This window comes from Nocardiopsis mwathae (assembly GCF_014201195.1).
Taxonomy (GTDB): Bacteria; Actinomycetota; Actinomycetes; order Streptosporangiales; family Streptosporangiaceae; genus Nocardiopsis_C; species Nocardiopsis_C mwathae.
Genome location: NZ_JACHDS010000001.1, coordinates 1,543,392 through 1,563,087, shown reverse-complemented (window position 1 = coordinate 1,563,087; position 19,696 = coordinate 1,543,392). Strand labels below are relative to the sequence as shown.

General features: G+C 73.7%; 15 protein-coding genes and 1 tRNA gene. 4 read left to right on the top strand and 12 right to left on the bottom strand.

Going from position 1 to position 19,696, the window contains the following annotated elements; all coding sequences use genetic code 11:
- Positions 1 to 7 precede the first annotated feature (7 nt).
- The gene (locus HNR23_RS06310; protein ID WP_184074413.1) at positions 8 to 913 is read right to left on the bottom strand and encodes a hypothetical protein; all 906 of its coding nucleotides are present in this window, start codon (positions 911 to 913) and stop codon (positions 8 to 10) included.
- Between the two features lie 311 nt (positions 914 to 1,224).
- On the opposite strand from HNR23_RS06310, the gene HNR23_RS06305 reads away from it, so the two are divergent.
- Complete coding sequence (locus HNR23_RS06305) at positions 1,225 to 2,982, top strand: translation initiation factor IF-2 (protein WP_184074411.1); 1,758 nt, start codon at positions 1,225 to 1,227, stop codon at positions 2,980 to 2,982.
- Positions 2,983 to 2,994: 12 nt separating this feature from the next.
- Here HNR23_RS06305 and HNR23_RS06300 read toward each other — a convergent pair whose 3' ends face one another.
- A complete protein-coding gene (locus tag HNR23_RS06300) occupies positions 2,995 to 5,187 on the bottom strand; it encodes an NB-ARC domain-containing protein (protein WP_184074409.1) in 2,193 nt (730 codons plus the stop codon).
- 117 nt (positions 5,188 to 5,304) lie between these two features.
- Between HNR23_RS06300 and HNR23_RS06295 the strand changes: the two genes are divergently transcribed.
- Positions 5,305 to 5,595, top strand: coding sequence for a hypothetical protein (locus tag HNR23_RS06295; RefSeq protein ID WP_184074407.1), 291 nt, complete (start codon positions 5,305 to 5,307; stop codon positions 5,593 to 5,595).
- Between the two features lie 101 nt (positions 5,596 to 5,696).
- On the opposite strand, the gene HNR23_RS06290 is transcribed toward HNR23_RS06295, so the two are convergent.
- The 4 genes from HNR23_RS06290 to HNR23_RS06275 form a co-directional block, all read right to left on the bottom strand.
- Positions 5,697 to 5,770, bottom strand: a tRNA-Val gene (locus tag HNR23_RS06290).
- A gap of 136 nt (positions 5,771 to 5,906) precedes the next feature.
- Positions 5,907 to 6,368 (bottom strand): peroxiredoxin, encoded by a 462-nt coding sequence (locus HNR23_RS06285; RefSeq protein ID WP_184074405.1) that lies wholly within the window; start codon positions 6,366 to 6,368, stop codon positions 5,907 to 5,909.
- 151 nt (positions 6,369 to 6,519) lie between these two features.
- Positions 6,520 to 6,951 carry a DUF3052 family protein gene (locus tag HNR23_RS06280; protein ID WP_184074403.1) on the bottom strand — a complete coding sequence of 144 codons (432 nt, stop codon included), beginning with the start codon at positions 6,949 to 6,951 and terminating at the stop codon, positions 6,520 to 6,522.
- A 165-nt stretch (positions 6,952 to 7,116) separates the two neighbouring features.
- Positions 7,117 to 7,545 carry a YjbQ family protein gene (locus HNR23_RS06275; RefSeq protein WP_184074401.1) on the bottom strand — a complete coding sequence of 143 codons (429 nt, stop codon included), beginning with the start codon at positions 7,543 to 7,545 and terminating at the stop codon, positions 7,117 to 7,119.
- Between the two features lie 235 nt (positions 7,546 to 7,780).
- On the opposite strand from HNR23_RS06275, the gene HNR23_RS06270 reads away from it, so the two are divergent.
- Complete coding sequence (locus HNR23_RS06270) at positions 7,781 to 9,604, top strand: alkaline phosphatase D family protein (RefSeq protein WP_449406828.1); 1,824 nt, start codon at positions 7,781 to 7,783, stop codon at positions 9,602 to 9,604.
- Between the two features lie 78 nt (positions 9,605 to 9,682).
- Here HNR23_RS06270 and HNR23_RS06265 read toward each other — a convergent pair whose 3' ends face one another.
- From HNR23_RS06265 to HNR23_RS06245, 5 genes are all read right to left on the bottom strand, one after another.
- Positions 9,683 to 10,501: a putative hydro-lyase gene (locus tag HNR23_RS06265; RefSeq protein ID WP_221308042.1), complete on the bottom strand. Its 819-nt coding sequence runs from the start codon at positions 10,499 to 10,501 to the stop codon at positions 9,683 to 9,685.
- A 334-nt stretch (positions 10,502 to 10,835) separates the two neighbouring features.
- The gene (locus tag HNR23_RS06260; RefSeq protein WP_246421614.1) at positions 10,836 to 11,738 is read right to left on the bottom strand and encodes a 5-oxoprolinase subunit C family protein; all 903 of its coding nucleotides are present in this window, start codon (positions 11,736 to 11,738) and stop codon (positions 10,836 to 10,838) included.
- Positions 11,739 to 11,842: 104 nt separating this feature from the next.
- Positions 11,843 to 12,448 (bottom strand): 5-oxoprolinase subunit B family protein, encoded by a 606-nt coding sequence (locus HNR23_RS06255; RefSeq protein WP_184074397.1) that lies wholly within the window; start codon positions 12,446 to 12,448, stop codon positions 11,843 to 11,845.
- A 49-nt stretch (positions 12,449 to 12,497) separates the two neighbouring features.
- Positions 12,498 to 13,268 carry a 5-oxoprolinase subunit PxpA gene (locus HNR23_RS06250; RefSeq protein WP_184079966.1) on the bottom strand — a complete coding sequence of 257 codons (771 nt, stop codon included), beginning with the start codon at positions 13,266 to 13,268 and terminating at the stop codon, positions 12,498 to 12,500.
- 47 nt (positions 13,269 to 13,315) lie between these two features.
- On the bottom strand, positions 13,316 to 14,560 hold the full coding sequence (locus HNR23_RS06245; protein WP_184074395.1) for an NRAMP family divalent metal transporter: 1,245 nt from the start codon (positions 14,558 to 14,560) through the stop codon (positions 13,316 to 13,318).
- A gap of 323 nt (positions 14,561 to 14,883) precedes the next feature.
- Here HNR23_RS06245 and HNR23_RS06240 point away from each other — a divergent pair, with 323 nt between their 5' ends.
- The gene (locus HNR23_RS06240; protein ID WP_394353811.1) at positions 14,884 to 15,579 is read left to right on the top strand and encodes a GntR family transcriptional regulator; all 696 of its coding nucleotides are present in this window, start codon (positions 14,884 to 14,886) and stop codon (positions 15,577 to 15,579) included.
- A gap of 374 nt (positions 15,580 to 15,953) precedes the next feature.
- On the opposite strand, the gene HNR23_RS27400 is transcribed toward HNR23_RS06240, so the two are convergent.
- Positions 15,954 to 19,652: a hydantoinase B/oxoprolinase family protein gene (locus tag HNR23_RS27400; protein ID WP_184074391.1), complete on the bottom strand. Its 3,699-nt coding sequence runs from the start codon at positions 19,650 to 19,652 to the stop codon at positions 15,954 to 15,956.
- Positions 19,653 to 19,696: the final 44 nt, after the last annotated feature.

Here is a 19,696-nt window from a genome sequence, read left to right as displayed (position 1 = left end):
GCCCGGGTCAGATCCGGAAGAACAGGTTGCGGAACCTGCGCGCCTGGGTGAGGTCGCCGTAGTCGCACCCGCCGTTGATCCGCCCGTAGACCGTCAGCAGGAAGCTCCCCGGGTCGAACTCCAGAACGGTGGGTGCGCTCCACGCATCGCCCATGGTGCAGCGGAAGCCGTCGGCGCGGTCGACGTGGACCAGGTACCCGGCGCCGTTGCGCCCGCTGACCTGCACACCGACGCGGATCGGCCTGGCCGGTGCCGCTTTCAGCGTCAGCTGCCAGATCTTCGGCAGGAACGGCGACACCATGTCGGCGGCATCGGCCGAGACCGCGTGCCGCTGGCGGCGGCCCTCGCGGATGTCCCACGCGTAGACCGTGGAGGCGAGGATGAGGTGGGCGGCGCAGAAGACGCCGGGCACGCGGCCGAACACCGGGTGGGCGACGACCGGTCGGGTCCACATGGTCTCGTCGAGGCTGTCCAGCAGCGCGGTGACCACGGCGAAGCGGTCGCCCAGGGCGGCGAGGGTGTCGACTCGGCTGACGGTGCGGGCCGCCATCACCGCCTCGTCGGTGCGCCGCGCGTGCCCTTCCAGCCGCGGCAGCTCGACGTGGCGCGTGCTCGCGGGCGCGGTCAGGCAGGCCAGGTGGCGCGTGGTCACCGCCACCATCTGCGCGGCGAGGTCGCGCACCTCCCAGTGCCCGGCGGCCGTGGGCTCCTCCCAGACACGATCGGGCCGGATGAGGTCGAAGAACGCCCCGGCCTGCACGCGCAGCCGGTCGAGCACGAGGGGCTTGGCCGCGAAGTCCAGCGGGTGCAACGACTCCGCGGGGGCCGCCCCCGCACCGTCGTGCGCTTCGCGCCCCCCGTCATCCCCGATCGGACATTCCTCCGCCCAGGCACCGGACCCGACGACTCGCACGATCACTCCCCCGGCTCGATTCGCCACCGCGTGACACACTACACCCGAACGATTACACAGAGTTCCCATATGCGGCGACTCGTGCGACCGGGCCGCCCGCCTGCGCCACTCCCGCCCCGGCCTCCCCGGGGCGGCGCGGCACCCGCCGGTCCGCACCGATCCGCCCTTCCTCTATCCTGGTCGGCTGATACGTCCCTGCCGCCACCGACGTCACCGTCGCCGCCTCCGAGACCCCCGTGATCCGACGCTGCGCGCCGCCGCACGGCCCACGACGCGCGCGGTGGCCGAACGAGAGAGATCACCGCTTCCTGGTGGACAGACACGACGACCCCTGGGGGACGATCGCCGCCGATCACGAGGTCCTGGCGATCTCCCGGAGCGTCCCCTCGACCAACCGGCTCCTCGACGTCATCGGGCTCTTCCGCGGCGACGACCGCATCCAGGTCACCTTCCTCCCGGACCCGGGCTCGGTCTCCGAGCCGGGTGTCCGGGGACTCCTCCGGGAGGCGGGGGTGGCCCGGGTCGTGTCATGGGAGCAGGTCCGGGCCGAACAGGCGCGGACCGAGGGGAGGCGCTTCTCCCTGGCGCTCGCGGCGAGCCCCAAGGGGCCGCTCCACGAGGTGGCCTCCCCGCTGGTGCTGATGCCGCACGGGGTCGGCCACAACCGGCTCGTCGGCGAGGCTCCGGGCTCGCTCACCACCGCCTCGGGGCTCGACCCGTCCCAACTCCTGCACGACGGCCGGATCGTCCCGGACCGGATCGCCCTCTCGCACGCCGAGCAGGTCGCCCGCCTGAACCGGACGTGCCCGCCGGCGGCGCGGCGCGGTGTGGTCGTGGGCGACCCGACCTTCGATCGGATGCTCGCGCACCTGGGGCGCCGAGACCGCTACCGGGCCGCCCTGCGGACCGGGGGAAGCACCGGCGGCGGAGGGGCCGGATCCGGTCAGGTGTCCGGGGACGGCGGCGACCGGAGATTCGTGGTGCTGTCGTCGACCTGGAACAAGGACTCGCTGCTGGGGGCGGAGCGCGACCTCGTCCGCGCGCTGCTGACGGCCCTTCCCGTCGACGGGTACCGGGTCGGCCTCATCGCCCACCCCAACGTCTGGTACCGGCACGGCCGGGCCATGCTGGAGCTGTGGTTCGCCGACGAGATCGCGGCGGGGCTCATCCTCATCCCGCCGTACGAGGGATGGCGGGCCGCCCTCATCGCGGCCGACGTCGTCATCGGCGACCACGGGTCGGTGACCTTCTACGCCTCGGCGCTCGGCCGCCCGGTGCTCCTGGCCGCGTTCGGCGACGCCGAGCTGGATCCCGCTTCGCCGCTGTTCACGTTCGGGCGCGGCGCCCGCCGCATCGCGCCCGACGACGACCTGCAGGATCAGGTCGACCGGGCCGTGGCGAGCCGCCCCCACTCCACCGCCGACCTGCTGATCGAGCACCAGGGCCGATCGGCGGAGCGGATGCGGGGCCTGCTGTACGGGCTGCTCGGGCTGTCCGAGCCGGCGACGGCCGCACACTACCCGACGCTCCCGGACCTGGACGTGCTGTACGAGGACGTCACGGCGTGGCAGGTGGAGTACACCACCCCGGCGGGTGCCTCCGGGGGGCGCCGCCCCGATGTCATGCTGCGCCGCTTCCCGGCGGGCGCGCCCTCGCTCACCGCACCGGACCCGGACCGCCTGCTCGTGGTCGACGCGGAGGACACCGTCGTGCCGCGCTGGCAGTCCGCACACGCCTGGTCGCGGCGGCGCCCGATGTCCGAACGCGAGGCGGTGGGCTGGCTCGACGACAGGCTCGCCACGTACCCCAAGGCACGCCTCGCCGCGGCCGCGACGGGCGACGGCCAGGCGCTGCTGGTCGACCGGGACGGGCGCGGGTTCCGCGCGCGGACGCCGTCAGGACGGCTCGACGCGGCCGTACTGGCCGCCGCGGCGGCCGGATGGGCGCGGACCGGCAGGGCGTGGCACCCCTGGCGGCGCGGAGTGCGTGTCGGCGTAGGCGATGCCGAGACGCAGGTGAGGGCCTACCCCCCCCCGCGCGAGTTCCGTTTTCTCGGAGCCGACGGATAGCCGGCGGGGGACTCAGCCGGTCGGCCCTGAGGCAGGCCGGGGCGGAATCCGCCGGTGGACCTCGGCGGCGTCATCATCCAGGTGGTAGTGGGCGAAGAGCCGCTGTGTCCGGATCCGCAGGGCGCGGCAGTACTCGGTGTCCCCGCGCCGTTCGGCGATCTCGGCGAGCAGGCGCAGCGCCCGCGCCTCCCTGACGGGTTGCCCGGCGTCGTCGAACACGCGGCGCGCCGCCTCCGCGCGGCGCTCGGCCTCCTCCGCCCGCCCCTGGGCGTCCAGGACGCGCGCGAGGGCGAGCTGCACCCGGCCCTGGATGAGCTTCCAGTCGTGCACGAGGTGTTCGGACCGCCGGGGGTCATCCGCGCGGTCGAGCTCGGTGAGGCGGCGCTCCGCCCTGGCTTCGGCGTCCCGCAGCTCCTCCAGTGCGCGGTCGGGCTCACCGGCTCTCCGGTGCTCCTCGGCGAGCTGGTACGTCTGCAGGACGTCACCGCGCGCACGGCCGCGTTCGCGGTGGATCGCGCGCGACGCCGCGAGCGCTTCGCGGGCCGCTGTCCGGTCGGGGGAGGCGCCGCGTCCGTAGAGCAGTCCGCGCGCTTCCAGGACGACGGCGTGGTTGAGCGGTTCTCCGGACGCGTCCGCCGCGGCGTCGGCCTCCCGCAGCAGCTCCGCGGCCCGGTCCCTGTCCTCCAGTTCGAGGTGGAGGCGGGCGAGGTAGGTCAGGCACCGGGCCAGCGCGTGCTGGTGGCCGAGGGTCCGGGCGAGTCGGACCGCGTAGCCGTAGACGGCGGTGCCCGCGGCCAACCGGCGCCGGTTGTAGTGGGCGGGCCAGGTATGGTCGGCGAGCAGCAGCGCGGCCGCAGGACGGCCGATGTCCACGGCCGACCGCATCAGGCCGGGGGTGTGGCCGAGATGCCGGTCCTGCCAGTCTCCCGCCTCGGCCGGGGTCGCGAACGGCTGCGGGTAGTCGGCCGGGGCGACCGTGGACTCGTCGGCTTCCATCACGTCGGCGAGACGGAACCGCTCGCCGTTGCCGTACAGGTCGGCGAGCCGGTGGCCGACCCCGAAGAAGCGCAGGATGGCGGCGCGGTCGGCGGCGACGCGGCCGGGGTCTCGGACCGGGCCGCTGCGCACCGTCTGGCGCGCGAGCTCGGCGATGCTGTAGCCGGACGCCCCGGTCGGCCGCAGGACACCTGTTTCGACCAGGCCGTCGATGAGGTCGGGGCCGTCCGGGCCCATGAGCGCGGTGCCGAGCTCGGGTGGGAAGAATCGGCCCGGGTGCTCGGCGGCCCTGGCGATGAGTTCGGTCTCCCGTGCGCTCAGTCGGGCCAGTCCCAGCTCGATGACCGCCTGGGCCGAAGGGGTCCCGGGCTCCGCGAAGACGCGCGCCCGGACCGCGTCGACGAGGTCGCCGATGGTGAGTTCGGGGCGGCGGTCGAGGTGCGTGGCGGCCACGCGCAGGGCGAGGGGGAGGCCTCCGCAGAGAGCGACCAGTTCCTCGGCGCTGCCCGCTTCGTCGGGCTCGCGCATGAGGGTGTCGACGGCGGAGTACTCGCGCAGCAGCCGCAGGCCGTCGTGGGTGCGGAGCGCGCCGAGTTCGATCACCTCGGCGCCGTCGCGCTGCTCCAGGGCGGCGCCCACGAACCCGGGGCGGCAGGCGGCGACCAGCAGGCACCGGCCTTCGCCGGGGGTGAACAGCGCGAGTTCCTCGCGGTCGGCGACGTCGTCGAGGAACAGCAGCAGGCTCCGGCCACCGGTGATGTCCTGGAACCGCCGCCGCAGCCGGGCCACGTCGGTCAGGCCCTCGGCCGTGCGGTCGTGGAGTGCGAAGAGGAGTCGGCGCAGCGCCTGGGCGTAGTCGGCGCTGCCCTCGCGGTCGCGGACCTCGGCGAGGTCGAGGTGGAGCGATTCGTCGAAGTCGGCCCGGCTGCGTGCGCCGATCTCGGCCATGAGCGCGGACTTGCCGATGCCCTCCGGCCCGATGAGCAGGTATCGGGCGCCCCGCCCACGCCTGACGACGTCCTCCACCACCCGGTCCACCTCGCGTAGCTCGGCAAGACGGTTGGTGTACCTGCGGTCCGTGCGCGGGAACTGCCGCGCGGCGGGTGGCGGTTCGGGGGGCGCGAGGTTGAAGATGACGTCCCGCATGGTCTCGGACTGGGCGACGGCGCCCGAGACATCCCGCGTTTCGTTGTGCTGCGCCCCGGACAACCGCGTTCTCCTTCGCCGCTCAGCAGACGGATGGGGGCGGGCGTCCCCCTACCGCAACGCCTGTCACCATCGCGATCCTAGACCTCCTCCCCCTTCCCCGGGGCGGCGGTCGGCCCGATGGCCGCATCCGGCCGGGGCGATGTCGTCGCGGGCGCCTCGGCGCGCCGGGCACTGGCGGCACACACGTCCTCGGCGATGGACGCCTATGTAGACGGCTTGGTACTGACCGAGCCCGACCTCCCCGTCGGAGCGGGAGGGAGCGTCGACGAATCCGCCGACGAGGTCCGGCAGCACATGCCCGCCGACGGGTTTCCGCACCTCGTGGAAACGATCACCGACCACGCCACGGGTCGGCACTGCACCTACGGCGGCGGACCGGGTTCGTCGGCACGTATTCGGCACAGCTAACCGGCTACGGCCGGATCCGGCCGTAGCCAACCGGACAGACGTACGAACGCCCCCTGGACTGCCTTGGCAGTCCAGGGGGCGTTTCGCATGTTCCTGTGGGGTGGGCGCGAGAGGACTCGAACCTCCGACCACCCGCTTGTAAGGCGGGGGCTCTGACCAACTGAGCTACGCGCCCCGGTGATGTGGCCGGTCCGGCTTACCGCGTGTCTCAGACGCGGTCGGACGCCGGAAGAAATAGTACCGGCTTCGCGGCGCCGGTGTGCCCGTCGCGGGGCGGCGCGGGCGCCCCCGCGCGGGAGCGGGCCGGGCGGTCAGGAGAGGTCGGTGAGGGCCTTGCGGTAGTCGTCGATGCTGCGGGCCTCCGAGATCGGGTTGACGACCTTCCAGCGCACGACGCCCTCCTTGTCGGTCAGGAAGGTGCCCCGGACCGCGACGCCCCGGGTGTCGTCGAAGACGCCGTAGGCGCTCGCCACCTCGCCGTGCGGCCAGAAGTCCGAGAGCAGCGGGAAGTCGAGGCCCTCGGTGTCGGCCCAGGCACGGTGGGCGAACATCGAGTCGACCGAGATGCTCAGCACCTGCACGTCGTCGTTGCAGAACTCGGCCGTGTTGTCCCGAAGGTCGCGCAGTTCGCCCTGGCACACGCCGGAGAACGCCAGCGGGTAGAACACCAGCAGCACGTTCTTGCGTCCGGCGAAATCCGACAGCCGGACGGCCTGCCCGTGCTGGTCGGTGAGCTCGAAATCGGGCGCGTTCTGGCCGACCTCGATGGACATCCGTCAACTCCACTTCTCGTGAACTCCGGTGCGGCCGCTCGCGGACGCACCGCCGGTACCGCCCGCCGTACCGGACGGGCGGTGCCCTGCGCGGCCCATCTCTGGGCGGGCGGCGGCCCCCGGCCGCCGCCCCGGGCACGACAGGATCGATTCAGCGCTGGATCTTGGGGGCGACCAGGCGGGTCCCCGCCCAGTCCGGGCCGGCGCTCACCGCACTGGTCTGGGACAGACCCGCGGTGCTCGCTGCCTCCGCCACCTCGCTCGGCGAGACGTGGCCCTCGCGTCCGGCCTTCGGGGTCAGCACCAGGATGATGCCGCCGCCTTCGACCGCGCCGAGCACATCGACCAGAACATCGGTGAGGTCGTCCTCCTCGTCGCTCCGCCACCACAGCAGGGCGGCATCGGCGACGCCGTCGTAGTCCTCATCGACCAGCTCTTCACCGGTGCATTCGGCGATCGACGCACGCAGCTGCTCGTCAACGTCGTCGTCGAACTCGAATTCCTGCACCACCTGACCCGGTTTGAACCCGAGTCGTTCGGCCAGGCCACGTTCGCTTTGTGCCTGGCCCGCGGTCGCGCTCACGAAAGTCCTCCTCCACACTTCATATACCCCGCCGACCCGTTGTCCGAAGAGACGGGCTCGGCCCTGTACGCGGCCCCGTTGCCGGGTCGATCCCGCTGTTGTTCGGATAAGTTCACACGTTGGGAGCCTGATCCGTCAACGCGTCACCGCTCCCTACCGTCTGACCTACCATCCTGCTACCTGAGCGGCAGCCGTCAAGAACGACAGCCGCACTTGCCGATCCGGGTTGTCCACGTTCAGGTCCACCACGGCGACGGACTGCCATGTTCCCAGTTCCAGACGCCCGTCGACGACGGGGAGCGTGGCATAGGGCGCCACCATCGCCGGCATGACGTGGGAGCGCCCGTGCCCCTGCGAGCCGTGCCGGTGCCGCCACCGGTCGTCGGGCGGAAGCAGGTCGTCCAGTGCGGCCAGCAGGTCGTCGTCGGACCCGGACCCCAGCTCGATGAGTGCCACACCGGCGGTGGCGTGCGGGACGAAGACGTGCAGCAGCCCGTCCCCGCCGGCCTCCGCCGCGAAGTCGCGGCAGTCCGGGGTGATGTCGGTGATGCTCTCCGAACCCCCGGTGTGGAGGTCGAGAAGTTTTGTCCGCATGTGGCAACGGTTACCCAGGCGGCGCCCACATGCAACTCTGACGCGGCACGCTGTGTCGGGAGGCCCCGCCCCAGCGCACCGGCGGCGCGCGCCGTACTCGGTGGCCGAGGTGGCCGAGGTGGCCGAGGTGGCCGAGGTGGCCGGGATGTCGGGCGCGGACGCCCGCCCGGGCGTGTCGCACCCCCGAGCGGCGGCGGGTGCGCGGGGACCGACGAGGATGAGGGAGGCGGTGGACGTGGGAGCTGCACTTCGGCTCGGCCCGTTGCTGCGGAACGTGGCCGACACGACGGCGACCGTGTGGGTGGAGGCGGATGCGCCGTGCCGGGTGACGGTCCGCGCACGCACGCAGGGAGCCGCGGACGCCGCGGAGGCGGACACTGCCGTGTTCACGGCAGACGCCCCGACGTTCACCGTGCACGGCCACCACTACGCGCTCTGCGAGCTGTCCGGGCTCCCCCCGGGGGCGGCGCTCGCCTACGAGGTGCTGCTGGACGGCACCCCGGTGTGGCCGGAGCCGGACTCCGCCCACCCGCCGAGCCTCCTGCGCACCCTCGACCATGCGGCGCCCGCCCGCATCGTCTTCGGCTCCTGCCACACCCCCACCGACCACTCCCCCGCGGCCGTCGAGCGCTACGGCCCCGACATGCTGCGCGCCTACGCCCTGCGGCTCGCAGAGCGCCGCAGGGCGGGCGCGGACACCGAGGAGCCCACGGTGCTGCTCCTCATCGGCGACCAGGTGTACGCCGACGAGCTGCAGCCGCGGATGCTGGAGTTCCTGCGGGCGCACCGCGCGCGGGACGTCGGCGCGCACGCGGGCGCGGACGGGCCGGAGGACCACCGCCGCACCGGCCCCGGCGATCCCGCCGCCCCCGCCGACCGCTTGCGCCGGACCCGACCGCCCGACGACGAGGTCGTGTCCTTCGACGAGTACGCCGAGCTCTACCGGCAGGCCTGGTCCGACCCCGACGTGCGCTGGCTGCTGTCGACCGTCCCCACCCTGATGCTCTTCGACGACCACGACATCCGGGACGACTGGAACACCTCCGGTTCCTGGCGGCGCGACATCGCCCGCACCCCGTGGTGGGCGCGGCGCATCACCGCAGGGCTCGGCGCGTACTGGGTCTACCAGCACCTGGGCAACCTCACCCCCGACCAGCGCGCCGCCGACCCCGTGTACGCCGATGTGCGCGCGGCCGCCGACGACCCGGCCCCGGGCCGACGCGACGCCGCCCCGGTCCTCGACGCGTTCGCGCGGCGGGCCGACGCGGAGCCCGCGGCCTACCTCTGGTCCTACCGGTTGGACATCGGCCGCACCCGGGTGCTCATGGTCGACACCCGCTGCGGCCGCGAGGTCGAGGACGACGCGCACCGCTCCATGCTCGACCGCAACGGCACCGCCTGGTTGGACCAGGGGCTGACCGGCGGTGTCGACCACCTGGTGGTGGCGAGCGGCCTGCCCGTCCTGCTGCCGACGGCCGTGCACCACCTGGAGGCGTGGAACGAGGCCGTGTGCGCCGGGGCATGGGGACGGGCGCCGCGAGGCTTGGCCGAGCGCCTGCGCCGCGCCATCGACCTGGAGCACTGGGCGGCCTTCCAGCGCTCGTTCCGGTCGCTGGCGGACTCGGTGCTGGAGGTCGCGGCCGGGGAGCGGGGCACGCCACCGGCGACGGTGCTGTTCCTCGGCGGGGACGTGCACTTCTCCTACCTCGCCCGCGCACGGCCCCGGGACGGTGCGGCGCGGGGCTCCGCCACGCGGATCGCCCAGCTGGTGTGCTCGCCCACGTGCAACCGGCTGCCGCCGCTCATGCGCCGGCTGACCCGGCTGTCGACGCTGCGCGTCGGGGGCGCGGTCGGCGCCCTCCTCTCCCGCGCCGCCGGGATCCGCCGCCCACGGCTGGCCTGGCGGTTGGATGGCCCTCCGAAATACCAGAACACGCTGGCCACCCTGGTCCTGGAGGGGCGCGCGGCGGAGGTCCACTGGGAGCACTCCCCTGCGGCACCGCCCTCGGCACCGCGGCCGCCCGTGGCCGAGCTGGTCCGCCGGAGGCTGTCGGGCTGAGCACGGCGCGCTGCCGGGGCTTCACCGCCCCGCCACGGCTCCCCCCGGCCCGCTCCGGCGGCGGTCATCCCCGGCCCTTCACGGCACCTGGTAGTCGGTGTCGCGCACGTCGGTCACGGCCATGTGGCCGGGCGCGTGCGAGATGGCGAACTCGGGGGCCGAGGCCATGACGGCGGCCTGCGGGGTCACGCCGCAGGCCCAGAACACGGGGATCTCGCCCGGCCGCACCTCCACGGGGTCCCCGAAGTCGGGCCGATCGAGGTCGGCGATGCCGAGCGCGGCCGGGTCGCCCACGTGCACGGGTGCGCCGTGGACCGCCGGGTAGCGGGAGCTGATCCGAACGGCGTCGGCGACCCGGTCGGCGGGGATCGGGCGCATGGTGACGACCAGCGGCCCGCGGAGCCGCCCGGCCGGGCGGCAGGGCCGGTCCGTGCGGAACATCGCGATGTTGCCGCCGGTCTCCAGGTGCCGGAGCGGGATGCCCGCCCTGACCATCGGGGCTTCGAAGGTGAAGCTGCATCCGATGAGGAAGGACACCAGGTCGCGGCGCCACACGTCGCCCACGTCCCCCGGTTCGGCCACGACCACACCGTTGGCGTAGACCCGGTAGGCGGGCAGGTCGGTGCGCAGGTCCCCGGCGAAGATGGAGGCGCGCGTGTCGCCCGGCTCGGTGACATCGAGCACCGGGCAGGATTTCGGGTTGCGCTGGGCGAACAGCAGCACGTCGTAGGCCAGGTCGCGCGGCACGGCGATGAGGTTGGCCTGGGCGTAGCCGGCGCAGTACCCGGCGGTGGGCGTCCGGACTCCGCGCCGGAACAGCGCCCGGGCCTGCCGCGGACGCAGTTCGGCGGGTGGGACGGCGGGTGACGGGCCGGGGCCGGAGTCGTCGGCTGTCATGGGCGTGCTCCGTGTTCGCGTCGGTACGATCGGGCGTCCACCGCCATTTTCTCCGTGACCGCGGTCGCCTCCGGGAGAACCCGGCGGGGCCGCCGGACGGGTCGGCGCGGCCGCGGGGAGCGGCGTCGGGGTGGATGCGGTGGTGAACGCGTATCCGGTCACCCGCAACACGTGTGCCGGGCGCCGAGTGTTCAGCGGACGGGGTCCGGTCGTGTGCCGGCCCGGGGTCCGAGCATTCCCGCCGGGGAACCACCGCACTCCCCTCGGCACGGGCGCGCCGTCCACCGCACACGGGCCGGTCGCCGCACTGGGGGCGTTCCTCCCCTCGCACCCCTCATCGCCCACGGGTCGACCGGTGGTTCACCGCGACCGAGAACCGCAGGCGCGCCCCGGGGCGGGCCTGCGCCGCGCGGGCGAGGTCGGCGGTGATGACCACGGCGATGACCGGGTAGCCCCCGGTGACGGGGTGGTCGGCGAGGAACAGCACGGGCTCGCCGCCGGGAGGGACCTGCAGGGAGCCCGGCACCATGCCCTCGCTGGGCAGCTCCTCGTGCTCGGCGCGGCGCAGCGGGGGGCCGGCGAGGCGGGCCCCGACCCGGTCACTGCGGGCGGTGACCTCGAACGGGTGGCTCAGCAGCACGTCGAGGGCCTCGGGGTGGAACCAGTCGTCCCGCGGCCCGGGGACGACGCGCAGCTCGACCTCGTCGCCGGGGACGGGCGGAACCGGGGCGTGGTCGATCACGGGGAAGCCCGGGGGCGGCGGTCCCACCGGCAGCACGTCGCCGACGGCCGGGAGGTCGGGGCCGAGGCCGGCGAGGGTATCGGTGCTGCGCGAGCCGAGCACGGGGGCGACGTCGAAGCCGCCGCGCACCGCCACATAGGTGCGCAGCCCGCGCGGCGGAGTGCCGAGCCGCAGCTCTGCGCCGTCGCGCAGGTGCAGTACGGTGTCGGGCGCGGCGGCGCGCCGGTCGACGGTGACCGGCGCGGGTGCCCCGGTGACCGCGATGGTGGCGGGGCCGTGCGCGCGCAGCGCGAGCCCGCCGAGGGTGGTCTCCAGCGCCGCGGCGCCGGGCGGATTGGCCACCAGGCGGTTGGCCAGGGCGTAGGAGGCGGCGTCGGCCGCGCCCGAGCGCCCGATGCCCAGTGAGGCGTGTCCCGCCCGCCCGCTGTCCTGCACCGTGGTGAGCGGTCCGGTGCGCAGCACCTCCAGGCCCGCTGTGCCCGTCGTGGCCGCCATGTCGCCGACCATCCCCCCTGCGTGTCGTCTCGTGTGTCGGCCCCGGCGGGGCCCGCCGGTCCTTCGGCCGTCCCGCCCGGCCTCCTTGCGTGTGCTCGGCGCCGCTACGCCTCGCGGAAGCGCAGGCGCAGGCCCGGCCGCAGCAGGCCCGGCGGGTCGCGCTCCAGGTCCCAGATGACGGCGTCGGTGTGGCCGAGCAGCTGCCAGCCCCCGGGCGAGCTGCGCGGGTAGACACCGGTGAAGCGCCCGGCCAGCGCCACCGCTCCGGCGGGGACGCGGGTGCGCGCCTCGGCCCGGCGTGGGACGTCCAGGCGGGGGTCGCCGCCGACCAGGTAGCCGAAGCCGGGGGCGAATCCGCAGAACGCGACGGTCCAGGCGGTTCCGGTGTGCGCGGCGACGACCTCGCGCTGGCTCAGCCCCGTGTGGGCGGCGATGTCGGCGAGGTCGGCTCCGCCGTACTGGACGTCGATCCCGACCTCCTCGGCCGTCCCGGCGCGCACGGTCCGCGGCCGCAGCCGCCGCACGGCCGCGGCGACCGCCGCCGGGTCGCCGTCCTCGGCGAGGCGCAGCAGCACGGTGCGCGCTGCGGGGACGACGTCGCTGACCCCGGGCAGCGGATCCGCGGTCAGGGCGGCGTTGAGCGCCAGCACCTCGTCGAGGTCGGCCACCTCGACGAGGACACCGGAGTCGCCACATGTCAGGACCTGCATGCCGGCCTCCCGAGCGCGCCCCGGGCGCGGAGCGGCCGACGCGTCCCGGTCATGACGCCCCGACCGCGGTGAAGGGTGCCACGGCCACGCCCGCCGCTCCGAGCCGGGCGGCGACGGTCCGGGCGATGTCCACGGCACCGGGGCTGTCGCCGTGCACGCACAGCGAGTCGGCCTCGATCGGGACGGCGGTGCCGTCGACGGCGGCGACGGGTTCGCGCCGGACGATGCGCAGGCAGCGGTCGGCGATCTCGGTGGCGTCGTGCAGGATCGCTCCCGGTTGACCGCGCGGCACCAGGGTGCCCTCGGGCGTGTAGGCGCGGTCGGCGAACGCCTCCCGCACCACGGTGAGCCCGGCCTCCTCGGCGAGGCGGAGCCACCGCGATCCGGGCAGCCCCATGACCGGCAGGCCCGGGTCGTAGGCGAGCACCGCCTCGACCACGGCCGCCGCCTGCTTCTCGTGGTGCACGATGGCGTTGTACAGCGCCCCGTGCGGCTTGACGTAGCGGACCCGGTCTCCGGCGACACGCGCCATCGCGTCCAGCGCACCGATCTGGTAGAGGACGTCGTTGGTGAGGTCGGCGGGCGGCACGTCGATGAACCGCCGGCCGAACCCGGCGAGGTCGCGGTAGCCGACCTGCGCCCCGATGGCCACGCCGCGCTCGACGGCCTGTTCGCAGGTCGTGCGCAGCACCGTGGGGTCTCCGGCGTGGAATCCGCAGGCGACGTTGGCGCTGGTCACGATGGACAGCAGGGCGGCGTCGTCGCCGAGCTCCCAGCGGCCGAAGCTCTCGCCGAGATCGGAGTTGAGGTCGATGCGCACGTCGTCGGTTCTCCTTGTCGGTCGGTGGTGGGTGGGGTGCGCCGTCGTCATGACCACAGGGCGCTGATGCCCGACAGCGCCATCCAGGCGATGTAGACGGTGATCAGCCAGGCGATCCAGCCGGTGGCGAGCAGCCAGAAGGGGTAGCGGTAGCCGTGCAGCAGGTCGGCGGAGCGCCGCGTGGCGACCCAGAGCATGATCCCCATGCCGACCGGGAGGATGAGCCCGTTGAGCGCTCCGGCGAGGATGAGCAGGGTGACGGGCGCCTGGCCGAGGAGCAGGTAGACGGCGGCGGACACCGCGATGAACCCGGCGACCACCCAGGTGCGGTGCTGCTCCAGCTTCGGGGAGAACGTGGTGATGAAGGAGACCGAGGTGTAGGAGGCCCCGATGACGGAGCTGATCGCCGCGGCCCACATGATCACGCCGAACAGGCGCAGCCCGACCTCGCCGGCGGCGTGCGAGAAGGCCGCCGCCGGTGCGTTGTCGACACCGATGAGTGAGGCGCCGCCGGTGACGACGCCGAGCACGGCGAGGAAGAGCACGACGCGCATCACACCGGTGACGATGACGCCGATGACCGACGATCGGGTGATGGCGCGGACGTTGTCCGGGCCGCTGATGCCGGCGTCGACGAGCCGGTGGGCCCCGGCGTAGGTGATGTATCCGCCGACGGTACCGCCGACGATGGTGACGATCGCGACGAAGCCGTCCGGTCCGATGGTCCCGGGCAGGACGGCACTCCGCATCGCCTCACCCACGGGCGGCTGGGAGACGAGGGCGACATACAGCGTCAGCGCGATCATCAGCAGCCCCAGGACCACGATGATGCGGTCCATGGCGACCCCGGCGCGCTTGCTGAGGAAGATCGCGATGGCGATGGCCGCGGAGACCGCGCCGCCGACCCGGACGTCGACGCCGGCGAGCGCGTCGAGGCCGAGGGCGGTCCCGCCGATGTTGCCGATGTTGAACACCAGGCCGCCGAAGACGACGAGTCCGGCGAGAACGTACCCGGCGCCGGGCAGCACCTTGTTGGCGAGGTCCTGGGCGCGTTCCCCGGCGACGCCGATGACCCGCCAGAGGTTGAGCTGGACGGCGATGTCGATGACGATCGACACGAGGATCGCGAAGGCGAAGGCGGCGCCGAGCTGCGCGGTGAACTGCGTGGTCTGGGTGATGAACCCGGGGCCGATGGCGCTGGTGGCCATCAGGAACATCGCGCCGAGGAGGGTACTGCGCGCGGCCGCGCCGCGGAGGCTGGGGGCGGGGGCGGGGGCCTGCGTTTCGCCCATGGCGACCCTCGTTTCTGCCGGATCGGCGGTTTGGTCCGATGAGAGAGCACTCAAGAGATGGGGGATACTGCTCGCCACACTCTGGAGGATTGTTCAACAATCCTCCAATCGCGTGAGCGACGCCATAGTACATGGCCGACGCCGATTGCGACACACCCCCCTATGCCACACGACACACACCGGCGCATCGCCCCCGGCCCGCGCCGCCCCTCCCCCCGTTCCCGGGGGCGCTACGTTCACCGACCGTCCGCGCCCGGCGACGGAATCGGCGACAATGAAAGGCGATCCCCCACCACAACGGCGAAGGAGTGAACGCGGCCGTGATCGACGACGGATTCGACGCGCTCACGCGCTTCCGCGACACGCTGGAGCGGTCGAGCACCGCGGAACGCGTCGCCGACGCGCTGCGCGCCCACATCGTCGACGGCGCGATGGCCCCGGGCACCCGGCTGTCGGAGGAGGCCATCGGTTCCGCACTGGGTGTCTCCCGCAACACCCTGCGCGAGGCCTTCCGCCTGCTGAGCCACGAGCGCCTGCTGGTCCACGAGTTCAACCGCGGCGTCTTCGTCGCCAAACCGACCGCCGCGGACGTCGTCGACCTGTTCCGGGTCCGGCGCGCCCTGGAGCTCTCGGCGCTGCGCGCGGCAGGCGGCGCCGCCCCGGAGGCGGTCGCCCGCGTCGGCGCCGCCGTCGACGAGGGCACCGCCGCCCTGGAGAAGGGCGACTGGTGGGGCGTGGGAACCGCCAACATGCGCTTCCACCAGGCCATCGCGGGGCTCGCCGGCAGCCCCCGCACCGACGAGATCGTCCACCGGCTGCTGGCCGAACTGCGGCTGGTCTTCCACATCATGGCCGCACCCCGCGAGTTCCACGCTCCCTACCTCGACCGGAACCGCGAGATCTACGACCTCCTGCGCACCGGCGCCACCGACCGCGCGGCCGACCTCCTCGCCGCCTACTTCGACGCCGCCGAACGCCAGCTCGTCGACGCCTTCACCGCACTGGAGCAGCCCGCCTGACATTCCACCTCCCTCCGTCAGATCATCGGCGAGGAGGAAGGAAAGGAAAGGGAATCGAGGGTCTGCTGGGCGGCCTTCTCCGCGGTCGCGGCGCGGGATGTTCTGCGGGAAAAGCAGCAGCGACGGCGGGAGCGGGGTGGGGCGCACCTGCCACGCCGCGGTCGGGGCGGGTGCCGGCGCGGGGAAGGGCTGTCGCCGGGTGGGTCGATTCCAGGCGCGCCTGATCGGGGGTGGCGGACAGCCCTAACATCCCGACGCCCGATTTGCCCGGTTCCCGTGAATGACCATGGGGTTCGATCCGGCAAAACGGGCACCATCGGATGCAATCCCATGATCATCGCGGGAGAAGGCCCCACGGCCGCCACCCCCGCGCGTCAGTCGGGTGAATCCGCCGGCCCGTAGCCGCCTCCGCCCGGGGTCTCGATGACCAGGACGTCGCCGGGGCGCATGTCGACCGAGGCGCAGCCGCCGACGGGTTCGACCGTGCCGTCGGCGCGCTCGACGCTGTTGCGGCCCAGGGCTCCGGGGGAGCCTCCGGCCAGGCCGTAGGGGGGCCGCCGGCGGTGGCCGCTGAGGGTGCTGACGGTCATCGGCTCCAGGAAGCGCACGCGGCGCACCGCACCGTCGCCGCCGCGCCAGCGGCCTGCGCCGCCGCTGCCACGGCGGATCCGGAACTCCTCCAGCAGCACGGGGAAGCGCCACTCCAGGACCTCGGGGTCGGTCAGCCGGGAGTTGGTCATGTGGGTCTGCACGACCGAGGCGCCGTCGAACCCGTCCCCGGCGCCCGCCCCGGAGGAGACGGTCTCGTAGTACTGGTGCCGCTCGTTGCCGAAGGTCACGTTGTTCATCGTCCCGGCCCCCTCGGCCTGCACACCCAGCGCCGCGTACAGGGCGCCGGTGATCGCCTGGGAGGTCTCGACGTTCCCGGCGACGACGGCGGCCGGGTAGGCCGGCGAGAGCATCGTCCCGTCCGGGATGACCAGGCGCAGCGGTTTCAGGCAGCCGTCGTTGAGAGGGATGTCGTCGGCGACCAGAGTGCGGAACACGTAGAGCACGGCCGCGGTCGCCACCGAGGACGGCGCGTTGAAGTTGGTGCCGAGCTGCGGCGACGTACCGGTGAAGTCGATCGTCGCGGCGCGCCGCTCGCGGTCCACGGCCACACGCACCGCGATCACCGCGCCGGAGTCCATCTCGTAGCGGAACCGGCCGTCGTCGAGGGCGTCGATCACGCGGCGGACCGCCTCCTCGGCGTTGTCCTGGACGTGGCGCATGTAGGCCTGCACGACGTCCAGGCCGAAGTGGTCGATCATCCTGCCGACCTCCTCGACCCCCTTGGCGTTGGCGGCGATCTGGGCGCGCAGGTCGGCGAGGTTGGTCGCGGGCGCGCGGGAGGGGTAGGGCGCCTCGGTGAGCAGGCGCCGGGTGGCCTCCTCGCGGAACTCGCCGCCGCGCACGAGCAGGTGGTCGTCGAACAGGACGCCCTCCTCGTGCACCTCGCGGCTGGTGGCCGGCATCGACCCGGGGGTGAGCCCGCCGATCTCGGCGTGGTGGCCGCGCGAGGCGACGAAGAACAGCACCTCGCCGCCGTCCGGGGCGGCCGCTCCCGGCGTCGGTGCGCCGGGTGGCCGCCCCGCGTCGAAGACCGGCGTCACCACGGTGATGTCGGGCAGGTGGGTGCCGCCGTGGTAAGGGTCGTTGACCGCGTAGACGTCGCCGGGGCGCATGTCGCCCTCCCGGCGCCGGATGACCTCCTTGACGGTGGTGCCCATCGAGCCCAGGTGCACGGGCATGTGCGGGGCGTTGGCGATGAGGTTGCCCTCGGGGTCGAACAGCGCGCAGGAGAAGTCGAGGCGCTGCTTGATGTTGACCGACTGGGCCGTGGACTCCAGCCGGGCGCCCATCTGCTCGGCGATCGACATGAAGAGGTTGTTGAAGATCTCCAGCATCACCGGGTCGGCCGCGGTGCCGACACCGGCGTCGGCGCGGGCGCGGACGCGTTCGACGATCAGGTGGCCGCTCTCCGTCGCCGCCGCCCGCCACCCGTCGTCGACGACCGTGGTGGCATCGGCCTCGGAGATGACCGCGGGACCCATCACCTGCGCCCCGGGGCTCAGGTGGGACCTGCGGTAGAGCGGCGCCCTGCGCCACGCCCCGCCCGTGTGCAGCCACACCATCTCCGGTTCGGAGGAGGTCGCCGCCCCGAAGCGGTCGGCCTCGGGCGGCCGGCCCAGGTGGCTCAGGTCGGGTTCGTCGGTGCGGCCGACGGCCTCCACCGTGACGGCCTCGACGATGAGCCGCCGGTCCAGCAGGAACGAGTAGGTGCGGCGGTGCTCGGCCTCGAAGTCGGCGACCATCGCGTCCACGTCGGCCAGGTCCGCGTCGACCGGGGTGTCGGTGCCGTCGTAGCGCAGCCGCGCCCGACGCAGCACGGTGATCCGCTCTTCGGGGACGCCTTCGTCCAGCAGCTCGCCCACGGTCTCCTCCGCCAGCCGGTCGGCGAGCGCGGTGATCCGCGGCAGCCCCTCCTCCGCCAAGGGCGCCTCGACCGACTGCTCGCGCATGGCGGTGGTGTCGGCCAGGCCGATGCCGAGCGCCGAGAGCACCCCGGCCATGGGCGGGACGAGCACGGTGGAGATGCCCAGTGAGTCGGCCACCGCGCAGGCGTGCTGCCCGCCAGCGCCGCCGAACGTGGTCAGCACGTAGCCGGTGACGTCGTGGCCCTTCTGCACGGAGATGCGCTTGACCGCGTTGGCCATGTTGGCCACCGCGATCTGCAGGTAGCCCTCGGCGACCTGCTCGGGTGAGCGCGCGTCGCCGGTCGCCCGGGTGATCTCGGCGGCCAGCTCGGCGAAGCGGCGGCGCACCGTCTCGGCGTCGATCGGCTGGTCGCCGCCGGGCCCGAACACCCGGGGGAAGTGCGCGGGCTGGATGCGGCCGAGCATGACGTTGGCGTCGGTGACGGTCAGCGGCCCTCCGGCGCGGTAGCAGGCGGGGCCGGGAGCGGCTCCGGCCGAGTCCGGCCCGACCCGGTAGCGGCTGCCGTCGAAGTGCAGGACGGACCCCCCGCCTGCCGCGACGGTGTGGATGTCCAGCATCGGGGCGCGCAGCCGTACTCCCGCCACCCGGGTGTCGAACACCCGCTCATAGGCCCCTGCCCAGTGCGACACGTCGGTGGAGGTGCCGCCCATGTCGAAGCCGATGATGCGGGAGAACCCCGCCATCCGGGACACGCGCACCATGCCGACGATGCCCCCGGCCGGGCCGGAGAGGATGGCGTCCTTGCCCCGGAAGTGCCCGGCCTCGGCCAGCCCCCCGTTGGACTGCATGAACATCAGCCGCACGCCGTGCATCTGCGCGGCCACGCGGTCGACGTAGCGGCGCAGCACGGGTGAGAGGTAGGCGTCCAGGGTCGTGGTGTCGCCGCGCGACACCAGCTTCATCAACGGGCTGACCTCGCTGGACAGCGACACCTGGGGGAAGCCGACGCGCTCGGCGAGTGCGCCGATCGCCCGCTCGTGGTCGGGGTGGAGGTGGCCGTGCATGCACACCACCGCCACCGCTCGGATCCCGTCGGCGTACGCCCGCTCCAGCTCGGCGCCGAGCCGGTCGAGGTCGGGGCCGCGCAGGACGGTGCCGTCGGCCATGACGCGCTCGCCGGTCTCGATCACCCGCTCGTGCAGCGGCTCGGGCAAGACGATGTGCCGGTCGAAGATGCGCGGGCGGTCCTGGTAGCCGATGCGCAGGGCGTCGGCGAACCCGCGGGTGATCACCAGGGCGGTGCGCTCGCCCTTGCGTTCCAGCAGCGCGTTGGTGGCGACGGTGGTCCCCATCCGCACGGACTCGACGCGGATCGGCTCGCCGTCCGGATCCGCGGTGGCCGCCGTCCCCGGAATGGGCGCGTCCTCGCCGAGGCCGAGCAGAGCGCGGATCCCGGCGACGGCGGCGTCCCGGTCGCGGCGGGGATCCTGCGACAGCAGCTTGTGGGTGACCAGGCGCCCGTCCGGGCGCTGGGCGACGATGTCGGTGAAGGTGCCGCCGCGGTCCACCCAGAACCGCCAGCCACGTGCGGACACGCCGCTCCCCTTTCCCCCGACGTCTCTGCGTGACGGTGTTCCCT